Source organism: Enterococcus sp. AZ020, assembly GCF_050499205.1.
GTDB classification, from domain to species: Bacteria; Bacillota; Bacilli; order Lactobacillales; family Enterococcaceae; genus Enterococcus_L; species Enterococcus_L dunnyi.
Map to the genome: position 1 here is coordinate 714992 of NZ_JBIPAT010000001.1, position 15163 is coordinate 730154.

The following is a 15163-nucleotide window of genomic DNA, read 5'->3' on the forward strand; positions in this document are numbered from 1 at the left end:
CTCATCGCTCCTCTCTTTCAATAACCGCTTCCAGCTCTGTAAATAATTGAAAAATTGCTTGACGTTTTCGTTTTAACTTTGCTTTATTGACGATTACACGTGCAGAAACAGGGCAAATATCTTCAAAAATTTCCAACCCATTTTCCTTTAGTGTTGTCCCTGTTTCAACGATATCAACGATTGCATCTGCTAATCCTAAAACAGGCGCGATTTCGACAGAGCCTTCGATCTTGATGATTTCTACATCTTCGCCCTTCGCTCGAAAATGTTCAGAAGCAACAGTGGGATATTTTGTAGCGATCCGTTTTCTTTTATAATCATTCGGCTGATAGTCTGGTATCGAAGCGACTGAAAATTTGCACTTTCCGATCCCAAGATCCAGCATTTCATAATAACCAAAGGGATTTTCCAGCAAAACGTCTTTCCCGACGATCCCAATATCTGCCACACCATGACGAACATAGGTCGTCACGTCCGCTGCCTTCACTAATAAAAAAGTAAAGCGTCGATCAGGACTGTCGAAAATCAATTTCCGTTGTTTGTCCATCATAAATGAAATATCGATCCCCGCTTTTTCAAAAAGTGCCAGCGTTTGCTTCTCTAATCGTCCTTTGGTCAAGGCAATCGTTAGTTTAGTCATATTCATTCACCGCCTTTTTCGTCTGGATTCCCTGTTCATCGATTTCAATGATTTGCTTATAGTGCCATTTTTTCCCGTAGTTCAGTGCTTCTTCCAACGAGTCAAATAGAGATAATTGATACCCCGTATTTTCTTTGACTAAAGCCTCTGCCCACGGCAAGGAAGCTAGTGAACTATGAACTAATGTTGTTGGTTGATTCAAAGCAGCCAGTTCTCCGCATTGATACTGGATCGCTACTAAAGTATCTAAATTGATGCCCAAACCAACAGCCGGAATCATCTTCGAGCCAAATTGTTCAGCTAAATGATCATAACGACCGCCCCGCAAAAAGATATCTGCTGCAAGGTCTGCATAGCCACTGAATAAAACACCTGTATAATAATCCATCAATGCCACATGACCTAAATCAAGCGTCAATGACAAGTCTGGATATTGTCTGTTCATCACTGTTGTCAATTCTTCCAATTCCCCGATCACCTGCATGATCTCTGATTGCTTTGGCAATATCGTTCTTGCTTTCTCTATAACTTCTGTTGCTTCACCGAACAATTCTGGGATAGCACAGATAAACGCATCTAGTTTACTTGGATGTTTTGCCGTGAATCGTGATAGATCAGTCAAATTTTTATTTTCAAAACAGCTTTGTAAGTCACTTTTTTCTTTTGCGTTTAAATTTAATGACGAAACGATCAAACGAAAAATTTTGGCATGCCCTAACTCGATGTGAAAGTTGGGAATAGCCAATGTATTTAAGATGTCTACTGCACAAACCAAACACTCCACTTCTGCTTTCAACGAAGAATAACCGATCAATTCGATGCCTGCTTGTGTCAGCTCATTTTGTTCTCCTAACATTTCATCATTCGCTCTAAAAATTTTCCCGCTGTACGATAATTTCAATGGCGGCTGGATCCCGGCTGTAGCAATTACCCGACCGATCGGCTTAGTCATGTCAGGACGTAAAACTAACAATCGTCCATTTTTATCAAAAAAGCGGTAGCAGTCCTGCAGATTGCTGTCTTTATTCAAAAAAACTTCCTCAAACTCGATGATCGGTGTATCTACCCGTTGATAACCTCTATGTGTCACAACATCATTGACTTTTTTTTCTAATTGATAAGCACCATTAGCTTCTCGAAATAATTTATCTCTCGTTCCTGATGGTAAACTGCGGTTCCATTTCATTTTTTTCCCTCCTCAAAAGCTGTTTGTTAAATAAAAAAATCGTCCCCTTGGCAAATAAGCCAAGAGGACGAGAAATTTTCACGTGGTCCCACCTCAGATTCGTCTTTATCTCACGACAAAAACCTCTGTTAGTTCAATAACTAAAAAGCGATAACGGGCTCTCCGATTTTTCCTACTGATTCATAATAAATATCCGAATGATTTTTCAGAAAAACAACTGACAGGCGTGTTCAATGAGGAATCGCTATTTCCTTGCAGCATCCGGAAACTCTCTGAAACGAATCGATTCATTTACTATTCTGATCACCGTTTTTTCATTTGATTCTCATATATTTCTAAACAATTTATCACGAATTTCGAATTTAGTCAATAGTTATTTTGGGAAAATACAACTTCGCACTACAGGAAATCTTTTTAGCAAACATATCAGGTATACTAAACTTATTCGTAATAAAGGAGTTTTTTTATGACACCAGATATGTTGAATCACTTACTGAACGAGATCGAGGAACATCTGACAGCAGAAGAACTAGCAAAAAAGAGCGGTTACTCTGTTTACTATTGATTTGTGTCGCCTATTTTGAAGATCAAGAAAACAAAGATGAGACGTTTAAACGCTTGGCAGCAGCTAATCGGAACATGCTGACATTTATCATCCATCAGCAAAAGCTGATACAATCAATTTTTAAAGAAATCAGTCACTAAACAAACAAGGAGACCGAGACAAAACGAAGCATCAGTTTTGTTTCGGTCTTCAAAGCCGAATAGATAGTCAGAAAAAAGGCGCCCTTTCGAAATAACCACTTTTTCTTATCTTCTTTGCTTATTCATTATTTTTGTTAAAGCATCACCGGAAAATAAACATCCACAACATTTTTATCTGCCTCTGTCGTATTCGGATCTGTTTGATAAATCTCAAAAGGGGCTCCACCCATTTTATAGCCTTTTTCTTCAATCCATTTTACTAACTTACTGTAAACTGAATCTAATTCAGCATACGGACCGACATACGTAGAAAATGCGCATAAAGAAGAAGAAAGGATTTGAGTCTCTTTTGTCTGTTCAGCAACCGGAACTGCCAGTTCCATATCAGCATTTTCCGGATCAAAGTCCGGGCTATGATAGATCGTCATTGGCGGAGCTGTGGGTGTTAGTTTTTCTATCGTTATTTTCTCAAATAACTCAGCTAAGCATTGACCATATCCATTCACATTCATAGTCTTTCTGATCGAACGAATATTTCTCTCTGGTACCTCAGTTAATTTCACTTCGATTTTCTGTAAATAAGTCATTATTTTTTTCCCCTTTTCTAGTGTGTGCAGATCATTATCTAAACGATCAAGCAACAAGGAGTAATCCTGCATCTTACGGGTGATTTCTAGTTTCTTTTGATTGATCGTTTGCTGCAGCAACACTTGATCTTGTCCGCTATTCAATACTTGTTTGATTTCTTCTAAAGAAAACGTATATTCCTTTAGCCGTTTGATCAGCAGAATCGTCTCCAGCTGATCGACATCATAATAACGATAGCCACTGGCTACGTCTGTATAACTTGGTTTTAATAGATTGATTTCATCGTAATAACGCAATGCTTTTTTTGACACTTGGGAAACCTTTGAAAAATCACCAATCGATAGCATGGTTACCTCCTGATTTTTTATTTTTGCCTCGAGACATTCTTAGCATATAGCTTCCAGTAAGGGGAAGGTCAACTGTAAATCGTAAACTTTTTTACGTTGTCTTTTTGATCGTCACTACAGCATAATTCAATAATTCAAGCACACGTGAAAAAAACAATGCTTCAGCAAAAGGTTGGTCCTTTTTGAATACACTAGCAGCCTCTTTGAATCGGTGATCGATCGCTTTATATCTGGGAGAAGCAACTTGAAAGCTGCCTCGTTCTTCGAAAATCTGCTTATATTCTGATTCAAAATCAAGCAATTTCGCTACTTTTTTTAAATGTTCAGCTGAAATTTCTATCGTACTTTGAATAAGCTCTTCATTGGTCTCAGTGATTGAGTAGCTCTGTTTTTCAGCGATAAAATAAAGATCTCCATAGACGATCGGATAGCTCTTTTCACCGATATTGATTTGACCGTTTTCGATAAATAATTGCATGATTTTAAGGGTTGTTTGACTTTTTCTTTCTGCTGCAGCTGCTCCTATTGTTTGATACGTACACTGGATTTCGGGTCTCATCTTGCTTCCTTCTTTCCTCTTGATTTTTATTTATTCTAAAAAAGTTCTAAAAAACTGCAGGCAATTCAGTGCAATTTTTCAGAACAGGTAGTGTTGGATTATTCTTATATTTTTAAAGTGTCTCGATCTTTCCATTAAAGTGGATATAGTCTGTCATTGGTGTGATAAATTGAACACTGTCTTCCGACAGGTAAACATTTGGCTTATTTTGATCTTCATATACAAGTAATTCAAGTTCCATACTGAACGATGCGGCCAAAGATAAGTCTTTCGTTTGAAACATAAACGCTTTAGCTTGATTTTCAGTTAGCTTGCCTTCGTCAAATTGAGCTTTGATCAACTCCCACTCTCCGCCCTCAAGTCGCTCACTGATCACCGCTGTATCTGTAATGATTTGACTTGGCTCACCTAGTTTACTGATAACTTCAGCTTTCGTATATTGTGAATAATCCGGCACAAACGCGGAAATATTTCCATCACCTGACGATTCATAACTTACCTCTTCATCATCATCTTCCGGATTCGGAACAAATAGCGAGTCATTTAGCGCTTCATTGCCTTTTGTATTCTCTTTGCTGCTTTCCTTTGTACTTGAAGATTCTTTTTCTTTCGTACTGTACTTTGTTTCTTTGGTCGTGCTTCCAACCGTACTGCTTGAAATCGTTACTTCTTTTGTTGTATTCTCTGTTTCTATTTCTTTTTTGGGTCCGCAGCCGCTGATAAATAACAGCATCAACCCACAAACGACGATCGTCTTTTTCATTGTATATTCTCCTTTAATCCAATCAACCAACCTATATCAAGCTTATCATACCCTGCAATGAAAATAAACATCATTGAATGGCTGACATAGCTACTTACATTGCATTTACTTGCTCGTCTACGCACATTTTTGTAAGATAACTGTTCGTTAAATCCCACGCTAAAATGGATTATTTTTTTTATACTGGTAAACGTAATGAATAATTGATTTAGGAGAATAAAAATGAACGCAAACCAATTAAAACTATTTATGATGGGCTTGATGGTACTGGATCATCTAGCTCCATTACTACCTCCACAGTTTGTTGTCCCCTTCAATATATTGACGCGCTGTGTCGGTGTATTTTTCGGATTTATGGCTGTTGAAGGCTTCCATTACACTCGCAATCGAAAAAACTATCTGCTCCGCTTATACAGCTGGTCCTTTATCATGTTCGCAGGTAACACGCTACTGAACATGACGGTTTTGAAACAATCGATTTGGCAGCTCCATAACAATATTTTTCTGACCTTAGCGGTCGGTGTCAGCCTTTTATGGGCGATCGATTTTGCTATCCGCATCAAAGAACCGTTTTTTAGAATCTCTGCAAGTATACTGGCATTCATCTTACTCGCTATTTCTATAACTGGAATGGTTGAAGGCGGATTTGTTATTATTCCGTTTATGCTGATCAGTTATTTTTTCAGAACTCGTTCAAAGAAAAGAGATTTGGGGTATTTGATTTTTTCTGTCTGTCTATTGCTCATGGTGATCGTTGGTTTACCTGACTACTCGCTAGAAACAATCAAAATGACTTTAGAAACAAATCCGGAATTTCTATTTATCACTGTAATTCCGTTCATTCATTTGTATAATGGACAAAAAGGCAGCAATAGTCCATTCTTTAAATATCTTTTTTATGTTTTTTATCCAGCCCATTTATGGCTGATTGCCTTGATTGCTACAACAGTTCACCGTTAAAAAAGCAACACTACTGACGACTGATCTGTAGTGACCCCAAAAAGTTAGACTTTTTATAGAGTGGATTTTTCCACTCTATTTTTATGCAGTTTTTTGATTGTAGTGTCGAAATTCTACTGGGCTTTTCCAGTTAAGTTTTTCTTTGATTCGGTGATGGTTATAATAATAAATGTAGTTCTCAATTGCTTCTCTTAATTCATTTTGACTTTGATAGATTTTTCCATAGTACACTTCTTGTTTTAGGATGCTGAAGAAATTCTCCATAGGAGAATTATCTAAACAGGTTCCTTTTCGAGACATACTTTGAAAGATGTTGTTGTCCTTTAATGTTTGTATATAGGCATTCATTTGATAAGCCCATCCTTGATCAGAGTGGAAGGTGCGACGATAGGGACAATCATTTGTTTGAGAAATTGCTTCTTCTAGCCCTGCTATAACGGTTTTACCATTTGGTTGATTAGAAAGGCTGTAGCTTAGAATTTCACTGTTATACATATCCATGAACGGATCTAAATATAGTTTTTTCTGTCGAAGAATGCCCGAGCCATCTGTTTCATAGTATTTAAATTCAGTTGTATCCGTCGTGATTTTTTGATGAGGGACAGAGGTGTTGAATCGGCGATGAATCAAATTTTTAGCTACTTTCCCAACGGTTCCTTTATAAGAATTGTACTTCCTAGATTTCTTGGTAAATGCTTTGACTTGTAACTTTAACTTTTGAATCAATCGCTGCACTTTCTTTTTATTTACTTGATAGCCACGTCGTTTCAATTCCTGTGTCATTCTTCTATAGCCATAATGTTGATGTTCCTTACGAATCGCTTGAATTTCTTCTTCGATTGTTTGTGTTGATGTTGTTCTGTCGAGGCGTTTTTGCCAGTACATATAAGTGGCTTTTGGAAACCTTAGGGTTTCCAGAATGTCTTTTAATCGAAAGTATCCTCGGAGGCTGTGAATGATTCGCGCGATTCGTTCATTTTTTGTTCGTCCTCTAAACGCAGTCTCCTCAATTCTTTTAAATAGGCGTTCTCAATTTTTAACATTCTATTTTCTTTTTCTAGTTTCTCTACTTGAGATTGTTCACTTGATAATGGTTGGGGTTCATTTCGTTTCTTCTTAGACATGGTAGGTGGACGTCCTTTCTGTTTAGAGAGTCCATCTATACCAAGCTTCCGATACGTGTTAAGCCAATTCGCAATCAATGATGGATTGTTCATTTTTAGAAGATTGGCTACTTCTTGATAGGACAACTCTGTCGTTAAATACAACTCTAACGCATCTAGCTTAAATTGAACAGAGTAATTCTTACTTTTCCGACTACGAAGTAGTCCTTCTTCACCAAGTTCTTTATAGGCATTAATCCATTTGCTTATTTGAGAACTATTTTTAAACCCATACTTCTTTGCGAGAACCCGTATACCTCCTTGACCGGATAAGTAGTCATGAACAAGTTTAAGTTTAAATTCAAAACTGTATTTTGCCATACAAAAAAACCTCCAAAAGTTAGATTTCTAGGTCTAACTTTTGGGGGTCGGCTCAATCGGTCGAAAGCAGTGTTGCTTTTTACTTATATTTTTCCTGAACTTTTTTTGGTAATTTGCTTAAAACTAACGCATAAGATTGTTTTAAAAAGGATACCAGTTGCTCCTCTGTAAAGGAGGAATTTTCCAACTTAAACGAATTCCAATGAGTTTTATTCGCATAATAACCTGGAACGACATCTGAATATTGTTCCCGCAAAAGCTCATTTTCTTCAGGTAAGCCTTTAACTGTCATAACTAGCTCACCCTGATTATTTTGACCAAGCATGCAAAATCCTTTCTTCTCGATTTCAAAATAGTCACAATCCCAATCTTCACGATAATAAACGGAAGCTCCTGGCCATTTCTTAGCAGCTTCTTTTAAATAATCGATTCTTTCATCCATCCTAACTTCCTCCTACTCATTACAAAAAAGACTCAACAGGTTGCCGTCCACATCTTTGATGATCGCATAATATTGTCCCCAAAAAGCGTGCCAGGGTTCTTTAAATAATTCGTAGCCAAATCCTTTCATCTTATCACAGACTTGATCTACCTCTTTAGTAGATTCACATAGAAATGCCAACTCGATTTTATCTCCCACGTCTTTTGGCGGATAACCGTAAATTCCTGCGATCATCTTTTTTGTATTCAATGAAATTCTGATTCCTGCATGATCTAATTCAACATAGTCCGCCTGTTTATCTCCCACCGCTTGGAAACCTAGTCGTTCGTAAAATAGAATCGCATCCTCCATCGATTCTACGATGATTCCTACCATATCAAGTTTCATTTGACTTCACCTTCTCTTGTTTTTTCTTTAGTATAATCAAGTGTCATACTTTTGTCTTGTATTATTCCGACATGCTTGTTGATCTTCTGTGGTGTTAAACCGGTCATTTTTTTCATTTTCTTACTATAATGAGACTGATCGAAAAAAGCATATTTTTCTACCAAGTCCAGCTGTTTTATCTGAGGATTCATTAAGATCTCTTGATAAACCTTCTGAAAACGCAATACATCAAATACTTCATACGGAGTCAACCCAATTTTTTCTTTGAACAAACGTTGTAAGCTCCGTTCTGAAATCAGTGTATTAGCAAGAAGCATGTCATAGGATCTATAAGCAGAATAATCATGAATGAAGAGTGGGATCGGTGCAGAAATCTGTCTATCCACACGATTTAGCAACTTTAGGAAATGCTGATTCAATCCCAAGATCAGCTCAGCAACAGTTGTCTTTCCTGAAAGCTGAACTGCCAGTTCCTTAGCTAAAGCTTTTTCCACTTCTGCCAATGGTCTAAGCTGATTTTTCATTTCTTTGAATGAATGATTTATAAACGGATACATCCCTCCTAAATGAAAACGAATACCCAAATGAAGGAGTTCTTTTTCAGCATAGGAATAAAAAAAAGCAGTACTCGGACCGCAAAGTTCAATGGATAAAATCTCTAATGCCGGACTCAGTTGAATGATCAAGTCTGAACATAAATCTGGAATAATGCGAGCCGGTTCCTGATTTGCTCGAGTGTAGCTGTACCAGTAGGATTGAATATATGTACGCAAACGCAGATCAGGTTGAATCTCTTGATAATGGTTTGTCAACTCCTGCCAAACTTTAGGAACATATTCTGTCATACAACTGTCCTCCTTTGATCAAAACACTCGTGATCCCTTCTCACTATCGTTTGTTTCTATCATTATAACATCAATCTGATGAAGCTTAAATTTCTCTATTGCATTTATCTTAATCAAATTTTAATATTTCTCTACTGCATGGACTTCTTTCATTTTTGAGTAAGAAGAGATCATGTAGTAAAAAACATAGAAAACGTTACCATTTCTATGTTTTTTCTACTCATCTCTATTTTATAAACGAAACAGTCGTTTTTTTAAAGATTAACATATTATTAAATGGTCAAAAAAAGTTTTTTCTGATAAACTTATCGTGATGGCTTTTTTGAAAGGATGAAATATATGACCCCGAATCGTGAAGACTACCTAAAACTAATTTTTGAATTAGGCGGCGATGAAACGAAGATCAACAACAAACAAATTGTTTCAGGTCTGGATGTTTCCGCAGCATCTGTCAGCGAGATGATTTCAAAATTAGTAAAAGAACAGCTGGTCGAACATTCACCTTATCAAGGTGTTCAGCTCACAGAATCAGGACTGAAAAAAGCTAGTACACTGATTCGCAAGCATCGATTGTGGGAAGTGTTTTTAGTTGAACACTTAAATTATTCCTGGAATGAAGTTCACGATGATGCGGAAGTACTGGAGCACGTTACTTCTCAAACTTTGGCTAATCGCTTATCAGAGTATTTAAACCAGCCAAAATTTTGTCCCCATGGCGGAGTGATCCCGGAAGATGATCAGCCGGTCCATGAAGAAAAGCGTCAAACCTTGATCGACTATCCTGTTGGGACGACGATCCGAATCGCTCGTGTATTGGATGAAAAAGACCTATTAGACTACCTAGTCTCTATTGATCTGAATATCCACGAGGAATATCAGATAGATGAGATTGCTGCATATGAAGGACCTATCAGCATCAGTAATAAGCAAAAACAATTGGCGGTCAGCTACAAAGCTGCAAGTACGATTTTTGTTGATCCAATAAATGAAAGCGGGGAATTGAAATGACTGAAAAAATAGCATTATTCACAATTTTTGGCGGTACTGGAGATTTAGCGAAACGAAAACTATATCCTTCGTTATTCAGACTATACCGTAAAGGAAATCTAGCTGAGCACTTTGCTGTTATCGGTACGGCAAGAAGAGAATGGACAGATGATCACTATCGTGAGATCGTACGTGAAACAATCAAAGATCTAAATCCGACTGCAGAAGAAGCAGAAGCCTTTTCAAGCCACTTTTACTACCAATCTCACAATGTGAACGACTCAGAACATTATGACACATTAAAGAAATTGTCAGACAAGCTAAATGAGAAATACGAGCTAGGCGGAAACCATATCTACTACTTAGCAATGGCTCCTCAATTCTTCGGTACGATCGTTCAGCACCTGAAATCCCAAGAGATTTTAACGGAAACAGGCTTTGATCGTTTGATCATTGAAAAACCTTTTGGCTCTGATTATGAGTCTGCTTATCAGCTAAACGAAGAAATCCGTGCTGTTTTCCCTGAGAAAGATATTTTTAGAATCGATCACTATTTAGGAAAAGAAATGATCCAAAACATTTCTGCGATTCGTTTTGCCAATAATATTTTTGAATCTCAATGGAATAATCGCTACATCGATAATGTTCAGATCACTTTTGCTGAAGGGCTTGGTGTTGAAGATCGCGGCGGCTATTACGATCATAGCGGCGCACTGAAAGACATGGTGCAAAACCATATTTTACAAGTCGTTGCTTTGTTAGCGATGGAACCGCCTGTTGCCTTTTCAGAAGCTGAAATCAGATCAGAAAAAGTTAAAGCGCTGCAAGCGATTCGTCTGTATTCTGAAAAAGAAGCTTTGGAAAACTTTGTTCGCGGTCAATATGGTGCCGGCAAATTGGAAGATCAACACTTTGTTAGCTACCGTGAGGAACCAAACGTCGACGAAAATTCTCAAACAGAAACATTTGTTGCAGGTAAATTTTTGATCGACAACTTCCGTTGGTCAGGCGTTCCATTTTATATCCGCACAGGAAAACGTCTAACTGAAAAAGGGACACGCATCAATATCGTCTTTAAACAAGTTCCGATCAATGTCTTTAAAGATGACGTCGATCATTGCGGAGAGAAAACAGATCTACCGCCAAATGTTTTAACGATTTATATTCAACCGACAGAAGGGTTCTCCCTAACCTTGAACGGAAAAGAAATCGGTCAAGGATTCTCTACGACTCCTGTCAAGTTAGACTACCGTCATAGCGCAGAAACAACAGGAAATAGTCCTGAAGCTTACGAAAAACTATTATTGGATAGTTTAAATGGTGACGGCACAAACTTCTCTCATTGGGATGAAGTAGCTCAATCTTGGCGGATCGTTGATATCATACGTCAAGCTTGGGATAAAACATCGGTTGATTTCCCTAATTACGCAGCAGGTTCAATGGGGCCTGATGCTGCCTTTGACTTACTTGCTCGTGACAATTTTTCTTGGGAATGGCAACCGGACAACTGGTACCGCGAACGTGGCAAACTTTAATATTTATGGAGGAATAAATGAATAAACTAACGATCAAAATCCCGCTTTTTTGTACTGCTGCCCTTCTGACGCTCGGATTGAATACTCTTTCCTATGCTGAAGAAAGCACAACTGTCAGCAGCTCAGATATTGAAACAACAACAAGCAGCGTCCTTTCACCAACTCAAAATTCAACGGGTGAAAGCACAATGAATACAACTGAAGAGGAAACACAGTCAAGTACTACTACGTCTGAAGCAACCGAAGAAAGTACTGAAACACAAGCAGTAAATAGCTCTCTTTACTTCGATGACTATTTTTTACCATCGAATCGATCAGATTTAAATCCGACGATCCAAAGTCGCAGTATCACTCCAGCTCTTTCGATGGATGTCGTCAATGCAGGAGAGGCCAATCGACCAAGTTCACACTTTATCGATATTTCTTCTCATAACGGTTCGATCTCTGTAGCTAACTTTCAAAAGATGAAAAACTATGGAATCAAGGGCGTCGTCGTTAAGCTTACTGAAAGTACAAGCTATGTCAATCCCTATGCGCAAGAGCAGATCAATAACGCAACAGCGGCTGGTCTGAAAGTTTCTGCCTATCATTACGCCCATTATACATCCAGCGCGATTGCTTCTAGTGAAGCAAATTACTTTGCTTCGTTAGCGAATACCTTTAAATTACCTAAGTCGACTGTCATGGTCATCGACATCGAGGAAGGAAAAATGCTAAATGGCTCTCTAACGCCAAATACAACTAGTTTTGTAAATGTTTTAAAAGCCAATGGTTTTTCAAATATCATGTATTACATGAACCGAACTTATGCAACGAGCGGACATTTTTCTGTAAGTACCTTTGGTGCAAAAAATATGTGGGTTGCGCAATATCCTTATACGCCTACTGCTGGAATGAACTGGAATAATGAATTTTCTTCATGGCAGTGGTCTTCTCAATATTATATTCCTGGTATTGCCCATCCTTTTGATATTTCAATGGATTATACTGGGTATCTGGAGAATGGTGCTCAAGGAAAGTGGTTGAGTGCTAATCAATACGTGACGATCACTAAAAAGAATTACTCTATTTGGTCAAACTTCAACTTTAATTCAGCTTTGACAAACACAACGAATGTTTTCAATAAAACCTATAAGGTTACTGGAAAATACCAGCATATGAATGGTAGCACCTATTACTCTCTTTATGATAACAATGGAAACTGGAAAGGCTATGTCAATGCTGAAGCAACGACAAAAGCGAATGGTGCTCAAGGTCTGTGGTTAAGCGAAAACAAATACGTAACACTTACGAAAAAGTCACAAACGATTTGGGGCGATATCAACACTTTCTCTAGTAAAAAAGGTAGTACAAGCGATCACTATCAGAAAACCTTTAAAGTTTCTGGGAAGTACAACCATGCTAATGGGGCCGTTTACTACTCTCTCTATGATAATAATGGAAAATGGATCGGTTATATCAACTCAGATTTTGCAAGTTCTGCATCAGGACCTCAAGGAACTTGGTTAAGTGAAAATAAATATGTAACGTTTACTAAAAAGGGCCAAACAATCTGGGGCGACATCAACACCTTCTCCAGTAAAAAAGGGAACACAACGGATCTTTATCAAAAAACATACAAAGTCACTGGAAAATACAATCATATTGCAGGTGCCGTTTACTACTCCTTATATGATAATAACAACAAATGGGTCGGTTATATCAATGCCAATGGACCTACTGTCGCTCCTGGACCTCAAGGGACTTGGCTAAGCAATAATGACTATGTAACGATCACAAAGAAAAATACGACTCTTTGGGGGGATATCAATAATTTCTCTAGTAAAAAGGGAAACACAACTGATATCTACCAGCAAACTTTCCACGCTAAAGGAAAATACAATCATATCGCTAACGTTACCTACTACTCTCTTTATGATAATGATGGAAAGTGGATCGGTTATCTAAATTCAAGTGCAGCAACTGTTGCACCTGGTTCACAGGGCATTTGGATCAAGAATGACGAACAAGTAAAAATCAATAAGAAAGACTATACGATTTGGTCTGAAATTGATACATTTTCTGCTAAAAAAGGAAATACTACCGAGATATACGGTGAAACTTATCATGCCAAAGGAATCTACCATCACTTCTCTGGTGCTTCTTATTATTCTCTTTATGATAATACCAGCGGAAAATGGATTGGCTATTTAAATACAAATGCAACGATCGTTACTAAATAAACTAAAAAAGGGCTCTATACTTTCTGATGTTGGTGAGAAATCACTGGCATCTTTTTTAATGCAAAATAATAGAAAAGACACCCTGATATCCTTTAGAATGAAGTCGTCTAAAACCATTCAAAAAGGAGGAAATCAAGATGTCCTATACAAATCTTATCAAAAATACCTTAGATATTCTAGACTTAAATATCACTTTTAACGAAAACTGCTTAAAAAAAGAACGGGTCAAAGGAAGAATCTGTCAGGTCTTTTCTGGTACGCTCGATTATACTGCGCATATTTGTCCTCACTGTGATCAAGAAGAAAAGGAAGCAATTATCCGTTGGGGCTTTACAAGCTGTTTGATTTTACTCAACGATGTTTCGGAGTATCAAACGTATTTACGCTTGAAGAAACGTCGTTTCTTCTGTCATTCTTGTGACAGAACATTTGTTGCAGAAACGAGTCTTGTTGAAAAAGGGTGTTCGATTTCATCGAAGGTGAAGCTGTCCATTGCTGACCGCCTCCGAAACGTCACTTCTATGAGTCAAATTGCACGTCAAAAGAAGGTCTCTGTTTCCTCTGTTTACCGTGTCTTGAAACGATTTTATGAGCCAAAAAAAATCAATCGACTCACCTTACCGGAAGTTCTTTGTTTTGATGAATTCAAATCAGTGAAACAAGTCACGGCTTCGATGAGTTTCATCATGATGGATGGGCAAACCAAGCAGTTAATTGATGTTGTTGAAAATCGTCAGCTCCCTTTTCTAGAGCGTTATTTTTCACGATTTCCTTTGACTGTTCGTAAAACGGTTAAGTATATTGTTTGCGATATGTATGCTCCTTATTTTTCTCTCGTCAAAAAGTTATTCCCGATGGCTCAGATTATTCTTGATCGCTTTCATATTGTCCAACTCATCGGTCGAACCTTTTTAAAGCACCGCATTCAGAGAATGAACACCTTTCTTCATCAGGGAAATACAGAAGCGAAAAAATATCGACACTTGAAGAACTACTGGAAGCTTCTTCAAAAAAATCAATCGAAGCTTGATTTTGAAAAACGCCTTTGGCGTCCTTCTTTCCGCACCTATTTAACTGAAACAGAGATCGTTGATCGATTACTTGCGTATGATGACGAGTTGAAAAGTGGCCACACCTGTTATCAGGACTTTCTTTATGCTATACAGACAAGAGACTTTGATCGGTTTCATGCACTATTAGACGAAGATTTCCGCCGTCTTCCTCCCTACTATCAAAAGACTATTGGTACGTTTAAGAAGTACCAAAATGAAATTAAACATGCGCTAGAATTGTCTTATTCTAATGGACCATTAGAAGGTTTAAATAACCATATTAAAGTGTTGAAGAGAAATGCTTACGGGTTCCGTAACTTTTACAATTTCAAATTGAGAATTTCTTTGTGTTTTGGCACCATTCTTTTTCAAGAAAACAAAAAAACCTAGAGGAAATTTCCTCTAGGTTTCATATTCATCGATTTCATTCTTTGGATTTTCTTTACCAACATTAGTTGACA

Annotated in this window: 13 protein-coding genes, 1 pseudogene and 1 other annotated feature; of the genes and pseudogenes, 5 read left to right on the plus strand and 9 right to left on the minus strand. The window is 37.7% G+C overall.

Features of this window, described 5'->3' with window-relative positions; genetic code table 11:
* Position 1 precedes the first annotated feature (1 nt).
* The 5 genes from hisG to IGI58_RS03425 all read right to left on the minus strand — a co-directional run bounded on the left by hisG (position 2) and on the right by IGI58_RS03425 (position 4788).
* Positions 2–640: an ATP phosphoribosyltransferase gene (gene hisG, locus IGI58_RS03405; protein WP_429954460.1), complete on the minus strand. Its 639-nt coding sequence runs from the start codon at positions 638–640 to the stop codon at positions 2–4.
* Positions 633–1826 (minus strand): ATP phosphoribosyltransferase regulatory subunit, encoded by a 1194-nt coding sequence (gene hisZ / locus IGI58_RS03410; protein ID WP_429954459.1) that lies wholly within the window; start codon positions 1824–1826, stop codon positions 633–635. Before hisZ ends, hisG begins: the two co-directional genes overlap by 8 nt.
* A gap of 60 nt (positions 1827–1886) precedes the next feature.
* Positions 1887–2142, minus strand: a binding site (T-box leader).
* Between the two features lie 523 nt (positions 2143–2665).
* Positions 2666–3466: a MerR family transcriptional regulator gene (locus tag IGI58_RS03415; protein WP_429954458.1), complete on the minus strand. Its 801-nt coding sequence runs from the start codon at positions 3464–3466 to the stop codon at positions 2666–2668.
* 91 nt (positions 3467–3557) lie between these two features.
* Positions 3558–4025, minus strand: coding sequence for a hypothetical protein (locus tag IGI58_RS03420; RefSeq protein WP_429954457.1), 468 nt, complete (start codon positions 4023–4025; stop codon positions 3558–3560).
* Positions 4026–4137: 112 nt separating this feature from the next.
* Positions 4138–4788 carry a DUF4947 domain-containing protein gene (locus IGI58_RS03425; protein WP_088269690.1) on the minus strand — a complete coding sequence of 217 codons (651 nt, stop codon included), beginning with the start codon at positions 4786–4788 and terminating at the stop codon, positions 4138–4140.
* Positions 4789–5010: 222 nt separating this feature from the next.
* Here IGI58_RS03425 and IGI58_RS03430 point away from each other — a divergent pair, with 222 nt between their 5' ends.
* Positions 5011–5748 carry a TraX family protein gene (locus IGI58_RS03430; RefSeq protein WP_087641045.1) on the plus strand — a complete coding sequence of 246 codons (738 nt, stop codon included), beginning with the start codon at positions 5011–5013 and terminating at the stop codon, positions 5746–5748.
* 81 nt (positions 5749–5829) lie between these two features.
* Here the strand turns inward: IGI58_RS03430 and IGI58_RS03435 are convergent.
* The 4 genes and pseudogenes from IGI58_RS03435 to IGI58_RS03450 all read right to left on the minus strand — a co-directional run bounded on the left by IGI58_RS03435 (position 5830) and on the right by IGI58_RS03450 (position 8906).
* A pseudogene (locus IGI58_RS03435) lies at positions 5830–7232 on the minus strand (IS3 family transposase).
* 79 nt (positions 7233–7311) lie between these two features.
* Positions 7312–7674: an MmcQ/YjbR family DNA-binding protein gene (locus tag IGI58_RS03440; protein WP_087641044.1), complete on the minus strand. Its 363-nt coding sequence runs from the start codon at positions 7672–7674 to the stop codon at positions 7312–7314.
* A gap of 12 nt (positions 7675–7686) precedes the next feature.
* Positions 7687–8061: a VOC family protein gene (locus IGI58_RS03445; RefSeq protein WP_429954456.1), complete on the minus strand. Its 375-nt coding sequence runs from the start codon at positions 8059–8061 to the stop codon at positions 7687–7689.
* On the minus strand, positions 8058–8906 hold the full coding sequence (locus IGI58_RS03450) for an AraC family transcriptional regulator (RefSeq protein WP_429954455.1): 849 nt from the start codon (positions 8904–8906) through the stop codon (positions 8058–8060). The genes IGI58_RS03445 and IGI58_RS03450 overlap by 4 nt, the downstream gene beginning before the upstream one ends.
* 339 nt (positions 8907–9245) lie before the next feature.
* On the opposite strand from IGI58_RS03450, the gene IGI58_RS03455 reads away from it, so the two are divergent.
* From IGI58_RS03455 to IGI58_RS03470, 4 genes are all read left to right on the plus strand, one after another.
* Complete coding sequence (locus IGI58_RS03455) at positions 9246–9914, plus strand: metal-dependent transcriptional regulator (RefSeq protein ID WP_087641041.1); 669 nt, start codon at positions 9246–9248, stop codon at positions 9912–9914.
* A complete protein-coding gene (gene zwf, locus IGI58_RS03460; RefSeq protein WP_429954454.1) occupies positions 9911–11428 on the plus strand; it encodes a glucose-6-phosphate dehydrogenase in 1518 nt (505 codons plus the stop codon). The genes IGI58_RS03455 and zwf overlap by 4 nt, the downstream gene beginning before the upstream one ends.
* Before the next feature lie 17 nt (positions 11429–11445).
* Entirely contained in the window at positions 11446–13650 is a 2205-nt protein-coding gene (locus IGI58_RS03465; RefSeq protein WP_429954453.1) for a GH25 family lysozyme, read from the plus strand.
* A 137-nt stretch (positions 13651–13787) separates the two neighbouring features.
* Positions 13788–15092, plus strand: coding sequence for an ISL3 family transposase (locus IGI58_RS03470; RefSeq protein ID WP_429952441.1), 1305 nt, complete (start codon positions 13788–13790; stop codon positions 15090–15092).
* The last annotated feature ends 71 nt before the right edge of the window (positions 15093–15163 follow it).

Excerpts from the sequence above, each read along its gene's own strand:
- IGI58_RS03420 (WP_429954457.1), bottom strand. The coding sequence starts at position 4,025 with ATGAGACCCGAAATCCAGTGTACGTATCAAACAATAGGAGCAGCTGCA.
- IGI58_RS03440 (WP_087641044.1), bottom strand. The coding sequence starts at position 7,674 with ATGGATGAAAGAATCGATTATTTAAAAGAAGCTGCTAAGAAATGGCCA.
- IGI58_RS03465 (WP_429954453.1), top strand. The coding sequence starts at position 11,446 with ATGAATAAACTAACGATCAAAATCCCGCTTTTTTGTACTGCTGCCCTT.
- IGI58_RS03415 (WP_429954458.1), bottom strand. The coding sequence starts at position 3,466 with ATGCTATCGATTGGTGATTTTTCAAAGGTTTCCCAAGTGTCAAAAAAA.
- IGI58_RS03430 (WP_087641045.1), top strand. The coding sequence starts at position 5,011 with ATGAACGCAAACCAATTAAAACTATTTATGATGGGCTTGATGGTACTG.
- IGI58_RS03425 (WP_088269690.1), bottom strand. The coding sequence starts at position 4,788 with ATGAAAAAGACGATCGTCGTTTGTGGGTTGATGCTGTTATTTATCAGC.
- IGI58_RS03470 (WP_429952441.1), top strand. The coding sequence starts at position 13,788 with ATGTCCTATACAAATCTTATCAAAAATACCTTAGATATTCTAGACTTA.
- zwf (WP_429954454.1), top strand. The coding sequence starts at position 9,911 with ATGACTGAAAAAATAGCATTATTCACAATTTTTGGCGGTACTGGAGAT.
- hisG (WP_429954460.1), bottom strand. The coding sequence starts at position 640 with ATGACTAAACTAACGATTGCCTTGACCAAAGGACGATTAGAGAAGCAA.
- IGI58_RS03455 (WP_087641041.1), top strand. The coding sequence starts at position 9,246 with ATGACCCCGAATCGTGAAGACTACCTAAAACTAATTTTTGAATTAGGC.
- IGI58_RS03450 (WP_429954455.1), bottom strand. The coding sequence starts at position 8,906 with ATGACAGAATATGTTCCTAAAGTTTGGCAGGAGTTGACAAACCATTAT.
- hisZ (WP_429954459.1), bottom strand. The coding sequence starts at position 1,826 with ATGAAATGGAACCGCAGTTTACCATCAGGAACGAGAGATAAATTATTT.
- IGI58_RS03445 (WP_429954456.1), bottom strand. The coding sequence starts at position 8,061 with ATGAAACTTGATATGGTAGGAATCATCGTAGAATCGATGGAGGATGCG.